This is a genomic window from Nesterenkonia aurantiaca (genome assembly GCF_004364585.1).
Lineage (GTDB): Bacteria > Actinomycetota > Actinomycetes > Actinomycetales > Micrococcaceae > Nesterenkonia > Nesterenkonia aurantiaca.
Map to the genome: position 1 here is coordinate 55,009 of NZ_SOAN01000008.1, position 17,684 is coordinate 72,692.

The 17,684-nt window shown below is 67.7% G+C and carries 16 protein-coding genes; 13 read left to right on the top strand and 3 right to left on the bottom strand.

Annotated features, from left to right (window positions below; genetic code table 11):
* The first annotated feature begins 17 nt into the window (after positions 1-17).
* The 7 genes from rpsB (at position 18) to EV640_RS10710 (ending at position 5,970) form a co-directional block, all read left to right on the top strand.
* A complete protein-coding gene (gene rpsB, locus EV640_RS10680) occupies positions 18-914 on the top strand; it encodes a 30S ribosomal protein S2 (protein ID WP_036474023.1) in 897 nt (298 codons plus the stop codon).
* A 19-nt stretch (positions 915-933) separates the two neighbouring features.
* The gene (tsf, locus tag EV640_RS10685) at positions 934-1,773 is read left to right on the top strand and encodes a translation elongation factor Ts (protein ID WP_133726412.1); all 840 of its coding nucleotides are present in this window, start codon (positions 934-936) and stop codon (positions 1,771-1,773) included.
* Positions 1,774-1,980: 207 nt separating this feature from the next.
* The gene (gene pyrH, locus EV640_RS10690; protein ID WP_036474018.1) at positions 1,981-2,703 is read left to right on the top strand and encodes a UMP kinase; all 723 of its coding nucleotides are present in this window, start codon (positions 1,981-1,983) and stop codon (positions 2,701-2,703) included.
* A 65-nt stretch (positions 2,704-2,768) separates the two neighbouring features.
* Positions 2,769-3,326: a ribosome recycling factor gene (gene frr, locus EV640_RS10695; protein ID WP_036474012.1), complete on the top strand. Its 558-nt coding sequence runs from the start codon at positions 2,769-2,771 to the stop codon at positions 3,324-3,326.
* Positions 3,326-4,180, top strand: a complete 855-nt coding sequence (locus EV640_RS10700; protein WP_051500893.1) for a phosphatidate cytidylyltransferase — start codon at positions 3,326-3,328, stop codon at positions 4,178-4,180. The genes frr and EV640_RS10700 overlap by 1 nt, the downstream gene beginning before the upstream one ends.
* Before the next feature lie 2 nt (positions 4,181-4,182).
* On the top strand, positions 4,183-4,740 hold the full coding sequence (locus EV640_RS10705) for a DivIVA domain-containing protein (protein ID WP_036474010.1): 558 nt from the start codon (positions 4,183-4,185) through the stop codon (positions 4,738-4,740).
* Positions 4,741-4,944: 204 nt separating this feature from the next.
* Entirely contained in the window at positions 4,945-5,970 is a 1,026-nt protein-coding gene (locus EV640_RS10710; protein WP_133726413.1) for a hypothetical protein, read from the top strand.
* Positions 5,971-6,063: 93 nt separating this feature from the next.
* Here the strand turns inward: EV640_RS10710 and EV640_RS10715 are convergent, their stop codons facing one another.
* Positions 6,064-7,722, bottom strand: a complete 1,659-nt coding sequence (locus EV640_RS10715; protein ID WP_133726414.1) for a solute symporter family protein — start codon at positions 7,720-7,722, stop codon at positions 6,064-6,066.
* Complete coding sequence (locus tag EV640_RS10720; RefSeq protein ID WP_036474007.1) at positions 7,722-8,084, bottom strand: DUF485 domain-containing protein; 363 nt, start codon at positions 8,082-8,084, stop codon at positions 7,722-7,724. Before EV640_RS10720 ends, EV640_RS10715 begins: the two co-directional genes overlap by 1 nt.
* 216 nt (positions 8,085-8,300) lie before the next feature.
* Between EV640_RS10720 and EV640_RS10725 the strand changes: the two genes are divergently transcribed.
* The 4 genes from EV640_RS10725 to EV640_RS10740 are packed head-to-tail and all read left to right on the top strand — an operon-like array spanning position 8,301 to position 11,960.
* Complete coding sequence (locus EV640_RS10725; RefSeq protein ID WP_051500891.1) at positions 8,301-9,191, top strand: sensor histidine kinase; 891 nt, start codon at positions 8,301-8,303, stop codon at positions 9,189-9,191.
* Complete coding sequence (locus tag EV640_RS10730) at positions 9,191-9,949, top strand: LytR/AlgR family response regulator transcription factor (RefSeq protein WP_133726415.1); 759 nt, start codon at positions 9,191-9,193, stop codon at positions 9,947-9,949. The genes EV640_RS10725 and EV640_RS10730 overlap by 1 nt, the downstream gene beginning before the upstream one ends.
* Positions 9,949-10,431, top strand: a complete 483-nt coding sequence (locus EV640_RS10735; protein WP_133726416.1) for a hypothetical protein — start codon at positions 9,949-9,951, stop codon at positions 10,429-10,431. Before EV640_RS10730 ends, EV640_RS10735 begins: the two co-directional genes overlap by 1 nt.
* The gene (locus EV640_RS10740) at positions 10,428-11,960 is read left to right on the top strand and encodes a sodium/solute symporter (RefSeq protein WP_235180940.1); all 1,533 of its coding nucleotides are present in this window, start codon (positions 10,428-10,430) and stop codon (positions 11,958-11,960) included. Before EV640_RS10735 ends, EV640_RS10740 begins: the two co-directional genes overlap by 4 nt.
* Positions 11,961-12,048: 88 nt before the next feature.
* On the opposite strand, the gene EV640_RS10745 is transcribed toward EV640_RS10740, so the two are convergent.
* The gene (locus tag EV640_RS10745; RefSeq protein WP_036474228.1) at positions 12,049-13,065 is read right to left on the bottom strand and encodes a Gfo/Idh/MocA family protein; all 1,017 of its coding nucleotides are present in this window, start codon (positions 13,063-13,065) and stop codon (positions 12,049-12,051) included.
* A 318-nt stretch (positions 13,066-13,383) separates the two neighbouring features.
* Between EV640_RS10745 and EV640_RS10750 the strand changes: the two genes are divergently transcribed.
* Together EV640_RS10750 and EV640_RS10755 are read left to right on the top strand one after the other, a co-directional pair.
* Positions 13,384-15,903 (top strand): glycosyltransferase family 2 protein, encoded by a 2,520-nt coding sequence (locus EV640_RS10750; protein ID WP_084479364.1) that lies wholly within the window; start codon positions 13,384-13,386, stop codon positions 15,901-15,903.
* Positions 15,900-17,495, top strand: a complete 1,596-nt coding sequence (locus EV640_RS10755; protein WP_051500889.1) for a chitinase — start codon at positions 15,900-15,902, stop codon at positions 17,493-17,495. Before EV640_RS10750 ends, EV640_RS10755 begins: the two co-directional genes overlap by 4 nt.
* Positions 17,496-17,684 lie beyond the last annotated feature (189 nt).

Here is a 17,684-nt window from a genome sequence, read left to right on the forward strand (position 1 = left end):
CATTGAAAGGAAATACCATGCCTGTCGTCACCATGCGCCAGCTGCTCGACTCCGGTGTCCACTTCGGTCACCAGACTCGCCGCTGGAACCCGAAGATGAAGCGCTTCATCTTCACCGAGCGCAACGGTATCTACATCGTTGACCTCCAGCAGTCCCTGACCTACATCGACACTGCTTACGAGTTCGTCAAGCAGACCGTCGCCCACGGCGGCTCCGTCCTCTTCGTCGGCACCAAGAAGCAGGGCCAGGAAGCCATCGCCGAGCAGGCCACCCGCGTCGGTCAGCCCTACGTCAACCACCGCTGGCTCGGCGGCATGCTGACCAACTTCCAGACGGTCTCCAAGCGCGTCCAGCGCATGAAGGAGCTCGAGGAGATCGACTTCGACGACGTCGCAGGCTCCGGTCACACCAAGAAGGAACTGCTGCTGATGCGCCGCGAGCTCACCAAGCTGCAGTCGAACCTCGGTGGTATCCGCAACCTGACCAAGACCCCTTCCGCGGTCTGGATCGTCGATACCAACAAGGAGCACCTGGCCGTCGATGAGGCCAAGAAGCTGGGCATCCCCGTGATCGCCATCCTCGACACCAACTGCGATCCCGATGACGTCCACTACCCGATCCCGGGCAACGACGACGCCATCCGGTCCGTGGACCTGCTGACCCGCGTGATCGCCGACGCCGTGGCCGATGGCCTCATGGCTCGCGAGAACAAGCGCGGCGGCGGCTCCGGCACGGCTGCTGAGCCGATGGCCGAGTGGGAGCGCGAGCTGCTCGAGCAGCACGCCACTGAGAAGTCTGCCGAGGCTGAGAAGTCCGCAAAGACCGAGCAGGCCGAAGAGCCCGCCAAGTCCGAGCAGGCCGCAGAGGCACCCGCTGCAGAGTCCACCGAAGCTCCCGCTGAAGAAGCCAAGTAGAGAGAGGAACTGCTTTTCTATGGCGAACTACACCGCTGCAGACATCAAGGCCCTGCGTGAGCGCACCGGCGCCGGCATGATGGACGTGAAGAAGGCTCTCGACGAGACCGACGGCGATACCGAGAAGGCCCTCGAGGCCATCCGGATCCGCGGACTCAAGGGTGCTGCCAAGCGCGAAGGCCGCTCCGCCGCTGAGGGCCTGGTCACCGCCAAGGTCGTCAACGGCACCAAGGGCTTCCTGATCGAGATCAATGCCGAGACCGACTTCGTGGCCAAGTCCGCGAAGTTCGTCGCGCTGGCCGACAAGGTCCTCGAGACCGCAGTCGCCCACGACGTGACCACTGTGGAGGCACTCCTGGAGGCCGACGTCGAGGGCAAGAAGCTCGTCGACTTCGTCACCGAAGAGGGTGCGATCCTCGGCGAGAAGGTCGTCGTGCGTCGTCTTGCCACGGTAGAGGGTGCCTTCGTGGACGCCTACCTGCACAAGACCTCCAAGGACCTTCCGGCTCAGGTCGGCGTGCTCTTCGCCGTCGACGCCGACTCGGAGGGGGCCAAGGAGGCTGCCCACGACATCGCGGTGCACGCCGCCGCGCTGTCCCCGCAGTTCCTGACCCGTGACGAGGTCCCCGCGGAGACCGTGGCCGACGAGCGCCGCATCGCCGAGGAGACCGCCCGGGCCGAGAACAAGCCCGAGCAGGCGATGACCAAGATCATCGAAGGACGCACCAACGCGTACTTCAAGGACAACGTGCTGGTCGACCAGCCGTTCGCCAAGGACCCGAAGAAGACCGTCACCCAGGTCCTCGAGTCCGCCGGCACGTCCGCCAAGGGTCTGGCTCGCTTCCGCGTCGGAGCCTGAGACTCAAAACAGCTGAGACTCAACGCAGCTGAAGTGCGGAGCCGCTGACCATTAGACTGGTCGCAGCTCAACAGTTCAGACGTCAAGGGGGTGACCACTTCAGATGAGGTGGTCGCCCCCTTTTCCGTGCCTGCGCCCGCCCGCCCGGGTGCCCGGCAGCGTCCCGCAACCGCAACGCCCCGCCCCACGATCCCCTGGAGGACACCCATGACCGCAGAGACACCGACACACCGCCGCCGAGTGCTCCTGAAGCTCTCCGGAGAGGTCTTCGGCGGAGGCGCAGTGGGAGTCGATCCGGCCACGGTCCGCGGGATCGCCGAGCAGATCGCGGCGGTCAAAGGTCAGGTGGAGGTCTCCGTCGTCGTCGGCGGCGGCAACTTCTTCCGCGGCGCTGAACTCTCCCGGGCCGGCATGGACCGGGCCCGCGCCGACTACATCGGCATGCTGGGCACCGTGATGAACGCGCTGGCGCTGCAGGACTTCCTGGAGCAGGCCGGCCAGCCCACCCGCGTGCAGACCGCCATCACCATGGGTCAGGTCGCCGAGTCCTACATCCCGCTGCGCGCCGTGCGCCACATGGAGAAGGACCGGGTCGTCGTCTTCGGCGCCGGTGCGGGCATGCCCTACTTCTCCACCGACACCGTATGCGCCCAGCGAGCCCTGGAGACCCACTCCGACATGGTCCTGATGGCCAAGTCCGGCGTGGACGGGGTCTACACCGCTGACCCGAAGACCAATCCCGACGCGCAGAAGCTGGATCACCTGACCTACGGGGATGCGCTGCGCAAGAACATCCGAGTGATGGACCAGACCGCGATGACCATGTGCAACGACAATGACCTCAACATGCGGGTGTTCGGCATGGAGGGGGAGGGCAACGTGACCCGCGCCCTGCTCGGCGAGGAGATCGGCACGCTGGTCACCCCCTGACCTGGTGCCCCCGACTAGACTGAAGCCCTACTCCATCCGCAACGTCATCCCTTAAGGAGACCCCCGTGATTGATGAGACCCTGGCAGACGCCAAGGAGCAGTTCGAACGAGCAGTCGAGGCCACCTCGGTCGACTTCAGCACCGTGCGCACCGGCCGCGCCAACCCCGCGATCTACTCCCGCGTGCTGGTGGACTACTACGGATCCGCCACACCGCTGCAGCAGCTGGCCTCCTTCGCCACCCCGGACGCCAAGACCATCCTGATCACCCCCTTCGACATCTCTGCGATGCGCGACATCGAACGGGCGCTCTCGGATTCGGAGATCGGTGCCAACCCCTCCAACGACGGCAAGCAGATCCGCATCACGATCCCGGACCTCACCGAGGAGCGCCGCAAGGAGTACGTGAAGCTGATCAAGTCCAAGGGCGAGGACCACAAGGTCTCGGTGCGCAACACCCGGCGCAAGTCCAAGGAGATCATCGAGAAGGCCATCAAGGACGGCGAGGTCGGCAAGGACGACGGCGAGCGAGGCACCAAAGAGCTCGAGATCCTCACCAAGACCTACGTCGAGAAGATCGACGAGATGAGCAAGCGCAAGGAAGCTGAGCTGCTCGAGGTCTGATGGCGGGAAAAGCTGGGAGGAATCTGCCCGCAGCCATCATCACCGGCGTCGTCCTGCTGGTACCCGCACTGCTCGGGATCTTCTTCTTCGAGCTGATGCTGATCTTCGTCTGGACGATCCTGCTCTCGATGGGTGTCTGGGAGGTGGCTCGCGCGCTCGAGACGCGCGTCGCCCCCACCGGACACCAGCTGCGGCTTCCCAAGATTCCGCTGTTCCTCGGCGCCATCGCCATGCCCACCGCCGCCTACTTCGGCGGGGTGGAGGCGCTGACGCTGGCGTTGATCGCCACCGGACTGGCCATCGTCGTCGCGGCCGCCCTGTGGAAGGTCTCCGATCCTGGCCGGTCCATCCTGTCCTCGATCTTCGTGGCCAGCTGGGTGCCGTTCATGATGTCCTTCGCGGTGCTGCTGCTGAACCTCGAGCAGGGCGACTGGCGGCTCGTCGTCGTCGTGCTGCTGGTGGTCGCCAATGACACGTTCGGCTATATCTTCGGCGTGTTCTTCGGCAAGCACCCGATGGCGCCGAAGATCAGTCCCAAGAAGTCCTGGGAGGGCTTCGGCGGCTCGCTGCTCGGCGCCACCGGCGTCGGGGTGCTGGCCTCCTGGCTGATCTTCGAGGAACCGGTCTACATCGGTGCGGTGCTCGCGGTCACCGTGGTCATCGCCTCCACCGCGGGTGACTTCTCCGAGTCGATGGTCAAACGTGAACTCGGCATCAAGGACATGTCTCGGCTGCTGCCGGGACACGGCGGCGTGATGGATCGGCTGGATTCCCTGGTCTTCGCGATGCCCACCGCGTTCTTCGTGGTCGTGGCGTTCAACGGGGATGCCGGGGGAGTGCCACTAGGATTATGACCATGGCGAACGAGACGGCACTGTTCACGCTCCTGAACGATCAGGAGCAGGGGTACAACCGCGATGAGGTGGACGAGTTCATGGCACGGGCCCGTGTGGCCTATGACTCCGGGGAGGGCATGGCGCTCTCGGAGATCCGTGACGTGAGTTTCTCCATGATCGGGGGCGGCTACGATCCGGCTGAGGTCGACGGCGCGCTGGACCGGCTCGAGGACGCCTTCGCCAGCGCCGAGCGGGACAAGTACGTCGATGCCCACGGCGAGGACGCCTGGTACGAGATGCTCGCCGAACGTGCCGAGCCGCTGCGCGGTCGGCTCTCCCGCCCGGACGGCAAGCGCTTCCGCGAGCCCGCGCACTCCTCCTCCAACGGCTACCGCAAGGAGCAGGTGGACGAGCTGTGCCGTCAGCTCGAGCAGTACCTCGACGGGGAGAACCCGATGAGCGTGGACGAGGTCCGCACGATCACCTTCAGCGGCGCCCATGGGCACAATGGCTACGACGAGGCCCAGGTGGACGCCTTTCTGGACAAGATGACCGAGATCATGGCCTCCGTCGGCTGACCCTCCCTCCCTCCCTTTTCGTTGAGGGGCGGATTCTGCGGGTATCTCATGGGGTTTTTAGCCCTAGATGCTCGGAGAATCCGCCCCTCAACGCGTATGGGCCCAGAGCCCAGGAGTTTTCCCCAGGATCTAGTTACCAGCCTCCCGTTCACAGCCTCGGCGGCTGCCCCCGGTTGAGCCGCAATCCGGTGTGCACTGAATCCCGTGGAGTCACTGAGCACACCTCAAGACGGCCGTCGTCGCCCCGGGATCTTCGTGCCCCCAGCGGGACGACGACGGGCGCGCCTCCAGGCCGAGGGGATGGCGCGACGCGATCTCGAGCATTCCCGGGCAAACGATCTTCTGCATCAGCTCACCCACGGCATCTATGCGGGCACGGGGTTGCCGAACGAGCCAGAGGCCGATCCGGTCCGCGCGCTGCTGCAGGGCCTCACCGAGTCGACCTCGCGTGTGATCAGCTTCGAGACGGCAGCCCGGCTGTGGGGGCTGATCCCCGGTGAGCTCAGAGCGCCGCTGCATATCAGCAGCCCCGCAGGCGGCGCCCGCGTGCAACGCCCGCACCTGGTGGTGGGTCACCGGATCACGGTTCCGGAGCAGTTCGTGCTCGACCTCGGCGGCATCCGAGTGACCAGTCCGGCCTGGACCTGGTTGGACCTGGCGCTGGATGGCCCGACGGGTCCCAAGGGCCCTCGGGGTGGTGAGGTGGCGCGTGCCGTGATCCTGGGTGATCAGGTGGTGCGGCCTCCGCGCGGAGAGTACGGCGAGACCGGCAGACAGCTGGCCAGCATCTCCGAACTCCGTGAAGCAGTCCGAGCCCGGGGAAGGACCAAGGGGATCAGGGGTGTGCGGGAGGCGCTGGGGCTGATCCGCGAAGGCGTCGATTCCCCGCAGGAGTCCCGGCTGCGGTATTTCATGCACCTCGCCGGCCTGCCGGAGCCGCTGGTGAACCCGGTGATCCGGCATCCCAGCGGATATCCGTGGTTCGAGCCGGATCTGGCGATTCCGACGTTCCGCGTCTCCATCCAGTACGAGGGGGAGGAGTTCCACTCCACCCCGCACAGCGTGCGCAAGGATGTGCGGCGCAGTGAGATCACCGAGCAGCTGGGCTGGATCGAGGTCAGGATCACTGCGGACCATATGGCGGACCAGGGGCGCCGCGCGATCCAACGCATCCAGCGCGCCCTGATCCAACAAGGGTGGCGTCCGGAAAGACCCACCACACACAGTTGAGGGGCGGATTCTCCGAGCATCTGACGCCGTTCCCGGCATCAAGTACTCGTAGAATCCGCCCCTCAACGATGGGACGGGTGGTGGAGCGGCCGCTTAGTGCTCGGCGGCCTTCTCGGCGCCCACACCGGTCAGCGATCGGATCTCCATCTCGGCCTGCTTGGCCGGATCCTCGGAGACCTTCGAGGTCATCGAACCGAGCCAGCCCAGCAGGAACGCCAGCGGGATCGAGACGAGACCGGGGTTGGTCAGCGGGTACAGCGCCAGGTCGATCTCCGGGAAGAACGAGGTGTCCCGGCCCCAGACCACGGGGGAGAAGGCGATCAGGAGCAGCGCCGAGCCGAGTCCGCCGTACATGGACCACAGCGCGCCACGGGTGGTGAATCGCTTCCAGAACAGCGAGTACAGGATCGTGGGCAGGTTCGCGGAGGCGGCGACCGCGAAGGCCAGCGCCACCAGGAAGGCCACGTTCTGACCCTGTGCGCTGATGCCGCCGAGGATCGCGAGGATGCCGACCACGATCACGGTCATCTTGGCTGCCTTGACCTCGCCGGCGGAGTCGATCTTGCCCTTCTTGATGACCTGGGCGTAGACGTCATGGGCGAAGGAGGCCGAGGCCGTGATCGTCAGTCCGGCGACCACCGCGAGGATGGTGGCGAAGGCGACGGCGGCGATGAAGCCCAGCAGGAACGTGCCGCCGAGCTCGTAGGCCAGCAGCGGTGCCGCAGAGTTCTGCCCGCCCGGTGCTGCCAGGATCGTCTCGGTGTCCAGCAGTGCTGCTGCGCCGTAGCCCAGCACCAGGGTGAACAGGTAGAACGCGCCGATCAGGGCGATGGCCACGACGACGGACTTGCGTGCGTCCTTGGCGGTGGGGACCGTGTAGAAGCGGATCAGCACGTGTGGCAGGGCGGCGGTGCCCAGCACCAGCGCGATGCCCAGGGACATGAAGTCCAGCTTGGTGAACAGGTCGGCGCCGTACTGCAGACCCGGCTCGAGCAGAGCCGCCTCACCGGTGTTCTCCACGGCCGAGCCGAGCAGCTCGGAGAAGTTGAAGCCGTAGAGCGCCAGGACCCAGATGGTCATGACGGCGGAACCGGCGATCAGCAGCGTGGCCTTGATGATCTGGACCCAGGTGGTGCCCTTCATGCCGCCGATGAAGACGTAGAAGATCATCAGTGAGCCGACCACCGCGATGATCAGCGACTGTCCGAGCCCGCTCTCGATGCCGAGCAGCAGCGCGACCAGTGCGCCCGCACCGGCCATCTGGGCCAGCAGGTAGAACAGGCAGACCGCGAGGGTGGAGATGGCCGCGGCGATGCGCACCGGCTGCTGGCGCAGGCGGAAGCTGAGCACGTCGGCCATGGTGAACTTGCCGGTGTTGCGCATCAGCTCGGCGACCAGAAGCAGCGCGATCAGCCAGGCGACCAGGAAGCCGATGGAGTACAGGAACCCGTCGTAGCCGTAGATCGCGATGGCGCCCACGATGCCGAGGAAGGATGCCGCGGAGAGGTAGTCCCCGGCGATGGCGGTGCCGTTCTGCGTGCCGGAGAAGGAACGTCCGCCGGCGTAGTAGTCCGCGGCGGTGCTGGTGTTCTTCGACGCCCGGATCACGAAGAACAGCGTGACGCCCACGAAGACCAGGAAGATGGAGATGTTCGCCAGCGGGCTGCCGACGTCGGAGCCTGCCTCGGCGGCGGCCGTGGCCAGCGGCGCAAAGCCTGCCTCGATGGTGGATGCGTTGATCAGGGAGTTCATCAGTGCTTGTCCTCCTCAGGAAGGCCCGCGCCTCGGGCCTCGAGCTCGAGTCGGATGGCGGTGGATTTCGGGTCCATCTTCGAGTTGCTGAACCAGACATAGAGTCCGGTGATCACGAAGGTGGTGACGAACTGCGCGAGCCCCAGCACTAGGCCGAGGTTGATGTTGCCCCAGACCGGAATCGCCATGACGTCCGGGAAGAACGCGGCGGTGATCACGAAGGCGATGTACCAGATGAGGAAGAAAGCGGTCATCGGGAAGACGAAGCTCCGGTGCGTCCTACGAAGCTCTTGGAAGTCTTCGCGCGCCTGCACCTCCTGGTAGTCAACGGGCCCCGCGTTGGGGGTATTGACCTGGGTCATGTCGGCTCCTTCATCAGTAGCGTCGGCCCGCGGATGCGGGCCTCGGTCACGTGTGTGTACTTCAAGAGTGCAGTGTGATCCGGGTCACGATCGACTTGAGGGCATGCTCATGCGACGAGCGGCACCAGATTAGCGACGAGTGGTCGCTCGGGCGCTCGCGAGGAGGAATGGTGAGCTGTGCAACAGATCGGCCCGCGCCCTCATAGGATGAACACGATGGACTTCCTGACCGAGCTCGCCCCCCTGGTGCTCGCCCTGGCCCTGGTGGTCGGGGTGATCCTGGCTGCCGTCCTGCTCTACCGCACCCACGACGACGCCGGGCCCGCCGGCGCTCGGGAGGCTGTGATCAGTCCGGAGGTCCGGGCGCAGCTGAGTGAGGCGCCCGTGGAGGAGGCGCTGCGGCGCCAGCTCGTGGAGGCGGAGCTGCGCTCGCTGCGCGCGCAGATCTCCCCGCATTTCATCTACAACAGCCTCAACGCCATCGCCGCGACGATCCCCACCGACCCGGTTCGAGCGCGAGAGCTGGTGCTCGACTTCGCGGACTTCACCCGCTACAGCCTGCGCGCCGAAGGCGAGTTCACCACGCTGCGCGAGGAGCTGGCCGCCGTCGAGAGCTATGTGCTCTTGGAGAAGGCGCGCTTCGGTGATCGCATCCAGGTGAAGCTGCAGATCGCCCCGGAGGTGCTCGGCGTGCGGATCCCCTTCCTTGCGGTGCAGCCCCTGGTGGAGAATGCGGTGCGCCATGGGATGGATTCCGAGGCCGGCTCCGGCACGGTCTGGCTGCGCGCCGCGGACACCGCGACCCACGCGGAGATCAGCGTGGAGGACGATGGTCAGGGCGCCGATCCGGAAGCTATGCGGCAGGTGCTCCACGGGGAGGCCGGCAACGCCCACATCGGGGTGCGCAACGTGGACCTGCGGCTTCGCCAGGCCTACGGCGGAGCCGCCGGGCTCGTGGTGGAGACCGCTCCCGGAGCCGGGATGAAGGTCTCCATGCGGATCCCGAAGTTCCAGCCCGACCCGTTCCAGCCGGACCCGTTCCGACCCGACCCGTCCAGGCAAGAACTGCCCCAGCACGAACCGACCCGGCCCCAGGAAGGAACCTGATGGAAGCGAATACGGCTTCGCAGGGACTGAGTGTCCTGGTGGTCGACGACGAGCCGCTGGCGCTGTCTCAGATGAAGTGGCTGCTCGACGCCGAGCCCCAGGCCGGCGAGGTCTTCACGGCAGCGGATGCACGCAGCGCGGAACAGGTGCTGCAACGGCAGCGCATCGACGTGGTGCTGCTCGACATCCATATGCCCGGCATGAGCGGACTGGCGCTGGCCCGCAGGCTGCGAGATCTTCCGGCGGCCGAACCGCAGGCCGAGGCCGGACCCCAGGTGATCTTCGTGACCGCGGACGCCCATCCCGCGGTGGAGGCGTTCGAGCTCGAGGCTCGGGACTATCTGCTCAAGCCGGTGCGCGCCGCGCGGCTCGCCGCGGCGCTGCGGCGGGCCACGGCGGCTCGAGAGGCCGCCGCGCAGGATCGCCCCGAACCGGTCCGGGTCTCGGTGCTTCAGGGTGACTCCACGGTGCTGGTGAAGCTGCAGGACATCCGCTGGGTCCAGGCACATGGTGACTACGCCCGGCTCCATACCCAGGCCGGCACCTACCTGCTGCGCACCCCGCTGGCGGAGCTGGCGGAGGAGTGGCAGGAGCACGGGTTCATCCGGACCCACCGTTCCTCGCTGGTCAACGTCATCCACGTGCAGCGGGTGACCCGCCGGCAGGGACGGATGCTGATCGAAGTTCCCGGCGCCGAGCTCGAGGTCAGCCGGCGGCTGATGCCCCAGGCGCGCGAGCGCCTGGAGGCCGGCCGCTGATGAGCGACGCCGACCCAGCCGCCGACCCGGCCGCGCAGCCGTCCCCGCCGCGGACTTCAGTGCGCGGGCCCCAGGCGGAGCCCACCGTGCGCGAGGCGCTGCTGAGCCGCAGTCAGGCGGCCGATCACGCACGGACCGCCGGTGCAGACTCCGACCAGCGGGACCAGGCGGTGCGGGGCCTGATGCGCGCCCAGCTGCGGCTCGCGCTGATCCTCGGCGTCGGGTTCTTCTGCGCCGTGGTGCTGATCAGCCTGCTGCTCGTCACCACCGGGTTCGGGGCGCTCACGCTCTGGGGCGTGCCGCTGGCCTGGGCCGTGCCCGGCCTCGGGTTCTTCCCGGTGCTGCTGGTCCTGGCCGGGTACTTCCGTCGACACTCTGAGGCCAACGAGCAGCGATGGGCTGAGGTCCTGGGACTCAGTCTGCAGAGCTCCGATTCAACGGCCACCCCGACGGCCCGTCCCGGATCAGGGGCCCCACGGTGACCGGGGAGCAGATCGCCGTCCTGGCCGCCGTCGCGCTGGTGTGCGCGGTGACCCTGCTGCTGGGTGGTCCTGGCTTCTCGCGCAGCACCGGCGACTTCTTCGTGGCCTCCCGCCGTGTCCCGCCCTGGATGAATGCCTCCGCGATCGCCGGGGAGTTCCTCTCCGCGGCCAGCTTCCTCGGCGTGGCCGGGCTGATCCTTGCCCACGGGACCTATGGGCTGTGGTTCCCGGTGGGCTATACCGCGGGCTTCCTGATCGTGCTGCTCTTCATGGCCGCCCCGCTGCGCCGGTCCGGGGCCTATACGATCCCGGACTTCGTGGTGCTGCGCTTCCGTTCCGCGATGATGCGCCGGATGACGGTCCTCGTGGTGGTCGCCGCCGGCTGGCTCTACATCGTCCCGCAGCTGCACGGCGCCTCGATCGCGCTCTCGGCCACCGGCGGCGCGCCCGGCTGGGTGGGGCCGCTGCTGGTGGCCCTGGTGGTGCTCTTCGTGGTGCTCACCGGCGGCATGCGGTCGGTGACCCTGGCCCAGGCGGTCCAGTACTGGGTGAAGCTGACCGCGCTGCTGGTGCCCACGGTGTTCATCCTGCTCCAGGTCGGCTTCTGGGAGCGGCTGGAACTGCCCGAGTTCCACGGCACCTGGTCTGCCGGGCTGGCCACGCTGAGCGGATCCGGGGACCAGTTGGGGGACTTCTCCCGAAGCCTCTCGGTGCTCGTGGCGCTGATGATGGGCACCCTCGGGCTGCCCCATGTCTTGGTCCGCTTCTACACCAACCCCGACGGCGCCGCCGCCCGCCGCACCACCACCTTCCTGCTGGGGCTGCTCGTGCTGTTCTACCTGCTGCCGGTGCTGCTCGGAGTCATCGCCCGGATGGTCTGGGGAACGACGACGGCGGCGAGCGAGCTGGCGGGCACCGGCGGGCTCAGCCACGACACCGCCATCCTGCGCCTGCCGGCCGCGGTGTTCGACGGCCTGGCCAGCGATCTGCTGACCGCGCTGATCGCCGGGGGAGCCTTCGCGGCCTTCCTCTCGACCACCTCGGGGCTGGTGGTCTCGGTCTCCGGGGTGCTCTCCCAGGAGTTCTTCTCCGGCACGGTGCGCGGATTCCGGCTCGGCGCGCTGCTGGCGATCGCGGTCCCGCTGGTGGTGGGATCTGCGACCTCGGAGCTCGCGCTGGCCGGTGCGGTGGCGATGGTGTTCACCTTCACCGCCTCCGCGCTCGCCCCGGTGATGCTGCTCGGGGTGTGGTGGCGCGGGCTCACCGCCCAGGGTGCGTTCTGGGGGATGGCCTTGGGAGCTGTGAGCTCATTGGCCGCGCAGGTGTTGGGCCTGAGTCTGGGGGAGGGACCGGTCCAGGACGGCCCGCTGCAGCTGCTGGTGTCCCCGGCGCTGTGGTGCGTCCCGCTGGCCTTCGCGGTGACGGTGCTGGTGAGCCGGTTCGGAGCTGGGCAGCCGCCGAGCCACACCGAGGCCGTGATGGCTCGGCTGCACACCCCGGAGATCGCGGCGGCGCGGCAGAACCTGTGAGGTCAGCCCGCACCGAACCCCGCCTCGAGCCCCGCCCCGCGCCTCGGCCTGCGCGAGATGCGGCGCCTAACCTCAGGCCCGGCGAACCTCAGCGCCGTCGCGGCTCGCCGGGGTAGCGCAGCCCGATCTGCGCGCGAATCTCGTCCAGGGTGCCCATGATCCGCACCGAGTCATCCACGCTGAGCAGCTCCGAGGTGAGCAGCCCGCGGGCCACATAGTCCTGCGCCGCGAGCGCCTGATGCTGCATGCCCACCCCGTGACGGGCGGACTCATAGCGCTCCAGCAGCGTGCCGTCTGCGGCGCGGTGGCTGAAGTCCGCGGAGGTGTACCAGACCCCGTCGATGTCGATCCGGCCCTCGGTCCCGACGATATGGGCGGTGTTGGGACCCTTGGCGCGCGATGAGGTCGTCGTCGTCGAGAGCGCCCCGGAGAGGTGGGTCATCAAGGTGGCGACCTCGGTGTCCACGCCGGTGGCGCCGAAGTGGGCCGCGGCCTGGATGCTGATCGGTTCACCCAGGATGTCCCAGGCGAAGGAGATCGGGTAGATGCCCAGGTCCAGCAGGGCGCCTCCGCCCAGACCCGGCGCATTGATCCGGTGCTCCGGGTCGGTGGGCAGGGACTGGGTGTGATCGGCGAAGACCGTGCGGACCTCGCCGATGCCGCCGGCCGCGATGATCTCGCGGATCCGGCGGATATGTGGCAGGTATCGGGTCCACATGGCCTCCATGACCAGCAGCCCGTGGCGCGCGGCGATCTCACGCAGCTCCACGGCCTCGGCCCGGTTGAGTGTGAACGGCTTCTCCACGAGCACATGCTTGCCCGCCTCCAGCGCCATCCCCGCGGTCTCGCGGTGCATCGGATGCGGTGTGGCCACATAGATGATGTCGACCTCAGGATCGGCCACGAGCGCCTCGTAGGAGCCGTGGGCATGCGGGATCCCATAGGTATCGGCGAAGCGCTGCGCGGACTCCTCGGAGCGGGAGCCCACGGCGCGTACGTCGAGTCCGGCGATCAGGGCGTCGGCGGTGAACTGTCCGGCGATGAACCCGGTGGCCAGGATGCCCCAGCGCAGACCATGGCGTCGCGGAGTCGGAGCCGGGGTCACCGGATCTGCCTCGTGCTGGGTCCCGCCGGGGGTCCCGCCGGGAGACTCGCGGGAGCGGGCTGGGTCGGTGGGGAAGTCTTCCGGGAACGCGGATGTTGCCTGGCTCACAGTCATGGGCCTGAGAATACACCGAGGAGGGGTTTTCTTGAGCCGGTTGATCCGGACAGCGGTCCGCACAGCGGAGAAATCCTAGGGTGGCACCCCAGGGCGCCCTGGGGGTGTGGACTTTAGTCTATAGAGTGCACCAGGGTCCGCCGGCCCGTTCCCCGGCGGACCCACCCTCTGCAGATCTCCTGCCCGACCTCCGGGAAGCCCACCATGACTGTTCCTCCCAGCTCCTCCGTGTCTGCCGACGGCCTGACCGCCGCCAGCTCCTCCACCTCCAGCTCGGCTGCCGAGTCCCGCACGCGGCCCTCGGCGAGCCCGCGACGTCGTCGTCAGCTCGGCGCCGAGCGGCGCACCGAACCCTTGTCGGTGGTGCATCCGCGGCCGAGCCTGCGCCGTATCGTGCTCAGCCGCTTGGCGATCCTCGCCACCATGCTGGCCTGGGTCGGGTACGTGGTCAGCACCGTGCTCTGGCAGTTCCTGGAGTACGGCTCGCAGAACTTCCGCTTCACCATGGAGACCGTGGGCTACCTGCTGGTGGTGACCATGCTGACCTTCTCGGCCCTGATGTACCTCGTGGCCCGGCACGGCGCGCTGCTGCGCTTCCGCTCCCACCGCCGGGCCTCCCGGGTGGAGCTCGACGCGCACTTCAGCGGGCAGAGCGCGGTCTCGCAGCGTTCCGAGGTCGACTCCCCGATGGTCGTGCTGGTGCCCTCCTACGCAGAGGAGCCAGGCGTGGTGCGTCAGACCCTGTGGTCCGCGGCGCTGCAGGAATACCCCGAGATCCACGTGGTGCTGCTCATCGACGACGCCCCTGACTCGCAGAGTCCTGCGCTGGAGCGGACCAGAGGCCTGGCCGCAGAGATCGAGGCCGCCCTGAAGAAGCCCGGAACCAGGATGTCGGACGCCCAGGTCATCTACGAGATGGGACTCTCCCAGGGCCAGCCGGTGAACTCGCTGCAGGTGCTGACCCTTGCCGGGCACTACTCCTGGGGTGCGGACTGGCTGCGCCAGATGGCGGCTGAGGAGTCCCGCGTCGATCACGTGGACGACTTCTTCTGCAACCAGGTCCTGGGCGGCCTCTCCGCCGAGCTCGCGGCCACCGCAGAGGCCCTCGTGATGGCCGCCACGGCCCAGGAGCTGCCTTCCGCAGAGCGGATGCTGCAGCTGCACCGTCGGCTGGCCTGGATCTTCAACGCCGAGCTCAGCAACTTCGAGCGCAAGAGCTACACGAACCTCTCCCACGAGGCGAACAAGGCCATGAACCTCAACGCCTACCTCGGGCTCCTCGGCGGGGAGTACAAGGCGGAGCTGAGCTTCTCGGGGACCGCGCTGCGTCCGGTCCAGCCCGGAGAGACTGCGGATCTCAGCGTGGCCGACGCCGAGTTCGTGCTCACCCTCGACGCCGACTCGCTGCTGCTGCCGGAATACTGCCTGCGCCTGGTCCACCTGCTGGAACAGCCTGGCAACGAGCGGATCGCGGTCACCCAGACTCCGTACTCGTCCTTCCGGGGCGCCGGCACACGGATCGAGCGCCTGGCCGGGGCGACCACCGACATCCAGCACCTGCTCCACCAGGGGATGAGCCACGCCGGGGCGACCTTCTGGGTGGGGGCCAATGCGGTCATCCGGACTGCGGCGCTGCAAGACATCGCCGAGACCAGCTGGGAGAACGGGGTGCTGGTCAAGCGCTTCGTGCAGGACCGCACGGTCATCGAGGACACCGAATCCAGCATCGACCTCGGAACCCACGGCTGGACCCTGATGAACTACCCCGAGCGGCTCTCCTACAGCGCCACCCCGCCGGATTTCGGCTCCCTCGTGGTTCAGCGGCGCCGCTGGGCCAACGGTGGACTGCTGATCCTGCCCAAGCTGGTGCGCGAGCTGCGCGCCCGCCGTCGTCGGGGGGAGCAGATCCGGCTGACCGAGGTGATGCTGCGGCTGAACTACATGGCCTCGATCGCCTGGGCCTCCCTGGGGCTGATCTTTCTGCTCGCCTACCCCTATGACTCTCGGCTGCTCAGCCCGCTGATCCTGCTGGCAGCGCTGCCCTACTTCCTGACCATGGGAGCCGACCTGCGGGAGTGCGGGTACCGGTTCTCTGACATCTTCCGGATCTATGGGTTCAACCTGATCCTGCTCCCGGTGAACCTGGCCGGGGTGATCAAATCCCTGCAGCAGGCGCTGACCGGAGAGAAGATCCCCTTCGCCCGCACCCCGAAGGTCAAGGATCGCACCGCTGCACCCTGGATCTACGCGGTCGCACCGGTGCTGATCGTGGGGTTCTCGCTTCTGACCCTTTGGCGCGACATCGGGCAGCAGAACTGGGGCAACGCCGCCTTCGCCGCCTTCAACGCCTTCTGGGGCACCTGGGCGTTCATCGCGTATATCGGACCCTGGAACGCGTTCATGGATGTGGTGCTCGCGATCCGCAGCTGGTTCTACGTCGAAGACGTCAAGACCTCCCGGCGACCAGCCAGGAGCTCCAAGAAGGCTCACGCCACGCCGCCCGTCCCTGGGCAGCTCGACTGGCGACTGGTCCTGGATGAAGGCATCCTCGGCGCGGGCTCAGCCCCTCGCGGGCCCCAGGCCGAGGGTCACCCGAAGCGCAACGGCTCCGCCTCGCTCGCGGTGCTGCGCCCGCTGACCAGCCAGAAGCTCACCTATCAGCCCCTGTCGCTCGCCCGGCCGTCGGCAGACCGATCCCGCAGCGCCCAGGAGGAAAACGCATGAGCAGCACCGCACGACTCTCACCGTGGCGAGTTACCCTCGCCGTCATCATTGTGCTCGCCACCGCGGTGGCCGGCGTTCTAGGAGTCCGCATGTACGAAGCTCGAGCAGCACAGGAGCCGGCCTCCCACTGGTTCGCCGGCTATGTCGATGTCACCGCCACTCCGAGCTACGCGTTCGAGGAGGGGTCGGTGGACGCCGAGGGCCACGTGTCCGACGTCGTGCTCTCCTTCATCGTCGCCGATGAAGCCGGGAGCTGCACGCCCAGCTGGGGGACGTACTACGGCCTCGAGGAGGCCGGCGCGGAGCTCGACCTGGACCGTCGCATCCAGCGGCTGCGTGAACAGGGGGCCGGAGTCGTGGTCTCCTTCGGCGGCGCCATGAATCAGGAGCTGGCCACGGTCTGCGAGTCTCCGGAGGAGCTCGCCGAGGCCTACCTGGCGGTGATCGAGCGCTACGACCTGGACACCATCGATCTGGACATCGAAGGACCCGCACTCGAGGACCCTGAGAGCAACGCGCTGCGCGCCGAAGCGGTGGCGCTGCTGCAGAAGAAGCTCGCTGCCGCGGGCAAGCCGCTCGCGGTGTGGCTCACGCTGCCGGTGATCCCCAGCGGGCTGACCGCCGACGGGCGCGACGTCGTGATCGGGATGCTCGACTCGGGCGCCGACCTGGCCGGGGTGAACCTGATGACCATGAACTACGGCCAGGCGCGCGACTCACGCTCCATGTTCGACGCCTCCGCAGCGTCCCTGCACGCCACCCACCGCCAGCTGGGCATCATGTACGAGCAGGCCGGGATCCCGCTGAGCAGCGCCTCACTGTGGGGCAAGCTGGGCGCCACTCCCATGGTCGGGCAGAACGACGTGGTGGACGAGGTCTTCACGGTCGATGATGCGCAACGTTTCAACGAGTTCGCCGTGGAGAACGGGGTCGGACGGATGTCCATGTGGTCGCTGAACCGGGATGCGACCTGCGGGCCGAACTATCCAGACACCTCACGGGTCTCTGACGCCTGCAGCGGGGTCGATCAGGGGGAGCTGCGCTTCGCGGAGGTGCTCAGCCAGAGCTACACCGGTCATGCTGCGGAGGCCGCCTCGGCCACCACCACGCCCGATCCGGCCGCCGCGGCCCCGGCCGAGGATGACCCGGAGACCAGTCCCTATCCCATCTGGACCGAAGAGGCGTCCTATCTGGAAGGCACCAAGATCGTCTGGCACCGCAACGTCTACGAGGCGAAGTGGTGGACCCGCGGAGAGCTCCCGGACAACCCGGTGCTCGAAGCCTGGGATACCCCATGGGAGCTGATCGGACCGGTCCTGCCCGGGGAGACCCCGTTGCCGGTCTTCACCGTGGAGAAGGGCACCTACCCGGCCTGGAAGGGCTCGACCTCCTATGACAAGGGTGACCGGGTGCTCGCCGAGGGAACGCCGTATGAGGCGAAGTGGTGGACCGAGGGAGACAGTCCGGACGCCTCACAGGGCGACCCGGACAGCTCGCCATGGGTGCCGCTGACCGCCGAAGACGTCACCGAAGATGCCGCGGAGGACTCGGAGGACTCGGAGGACTCGGAGGACGCAGAGGACGCCGAGTAGCAGTCTTGCCTCGGCGACAGAAGCGGCCCCTGGAGGATCCTGCGGGATCACCCAGGGGCCGCTTCTGCTCGCGGACGCCCGGAATCGGCCCGACGGCCACGCCGCGCGGCTTGTCGAGCCACATGTGTCGGACAGAAGTCCGTGGACCCCGGAAAACCTAGGGCCGCACCCCAGGGCGTACGCACAGGT

What these genes read in the sequence shown, in the direction of transcription:
- rpsB (WP_036474023.1), top strand. Translation starts at nt 18, where the DNA reads ATGCCTGTCGTCACCATGCGCCAGCTGCTCGACTCCGGTGTCCACTTC.
- tsf (WP_133726412.1), top strand. Translation starts at nt 934, where the DNA reads ATGGCGAACTACACCGCTGCAGACATCAAGGCCCTGCGTGAGCGCACC.
- pyrH (WP_036474018.1), top strand. Translation starts at nt 1,981, where the DNA reads ATGACCGCAGAGACACCGACACACCGCCGCCGAGTGCTCCTGAAGCTC.
- EV640_RS10700 (WP_051500893.1), top strand. Translation starts at nt 3,326, where the DNA reads ATGGCGGGAAAAGCTGGGAGGAATCTGCCCGCAGCCATCATCACCGGC.
- EV640_RS10705 (WP_036474010.1), top strand. Translation starts at nt 4,183, where the DNA reads ATGGCGAACGAGACGGCACTGTTCACGCTCCTGAACGATCAGGAGCAG.
- EV640_RS10715 (WP_133726414.1), bottom strand. Translation starts at nt 7,722, where the DNA reads ATGAACTCCCTGATCAACGCATCCACCATCGAGGCAGGCTTTGCGCCG.
- EV640_RS10720 (WP_036474007.1), bottom strand. Translation starts at nt 8,084, where the DNA reads ATGACCCAGGTCAATACCCCCAACGCGGGGCCCGTTGACTACCAGGAG.
- EV640_RS10725 (WP_051500891.1), top strand. Translation starts at nt 8,301, where the DNA reads ATGGACTTCCTGACCGAGCTCGCCCCCCTGGTGCTCGCCCTGGCCCTG.
- EV640_RS10730 (WP_133726415.1), top strand. Translation starts at nt 9,191, where the DNA reads ATGGAAGCGAATACGGCTTCGCAGGGACTGAGTGTCCTGGTGGTCGAC.
- EV640_RS10735 (WP_133726416.1), top strand. Translation starts at nt 9,949, where the DNA reads ATGAGCGACGCCGACCCAGCCGCCGACCCGGCCGCGCAGCCGTCCCCG.
- EV640_RS10750 (WP_084479364.1), top strand. Translation starts at nt 13,384, where the DNA reads ATGACTGTTCCTCCCAGCTCCTCCGTGTCTGCCGACGGCCTGACCGCC.
- EV640_RS10755 (WP_051500889.1), top strand. Translation starts at nt 15,900, where the DNA reads ATGAGCAGCACCGCACGACTCTCACCGTGGCGAGTTACCCTCGCCGTC.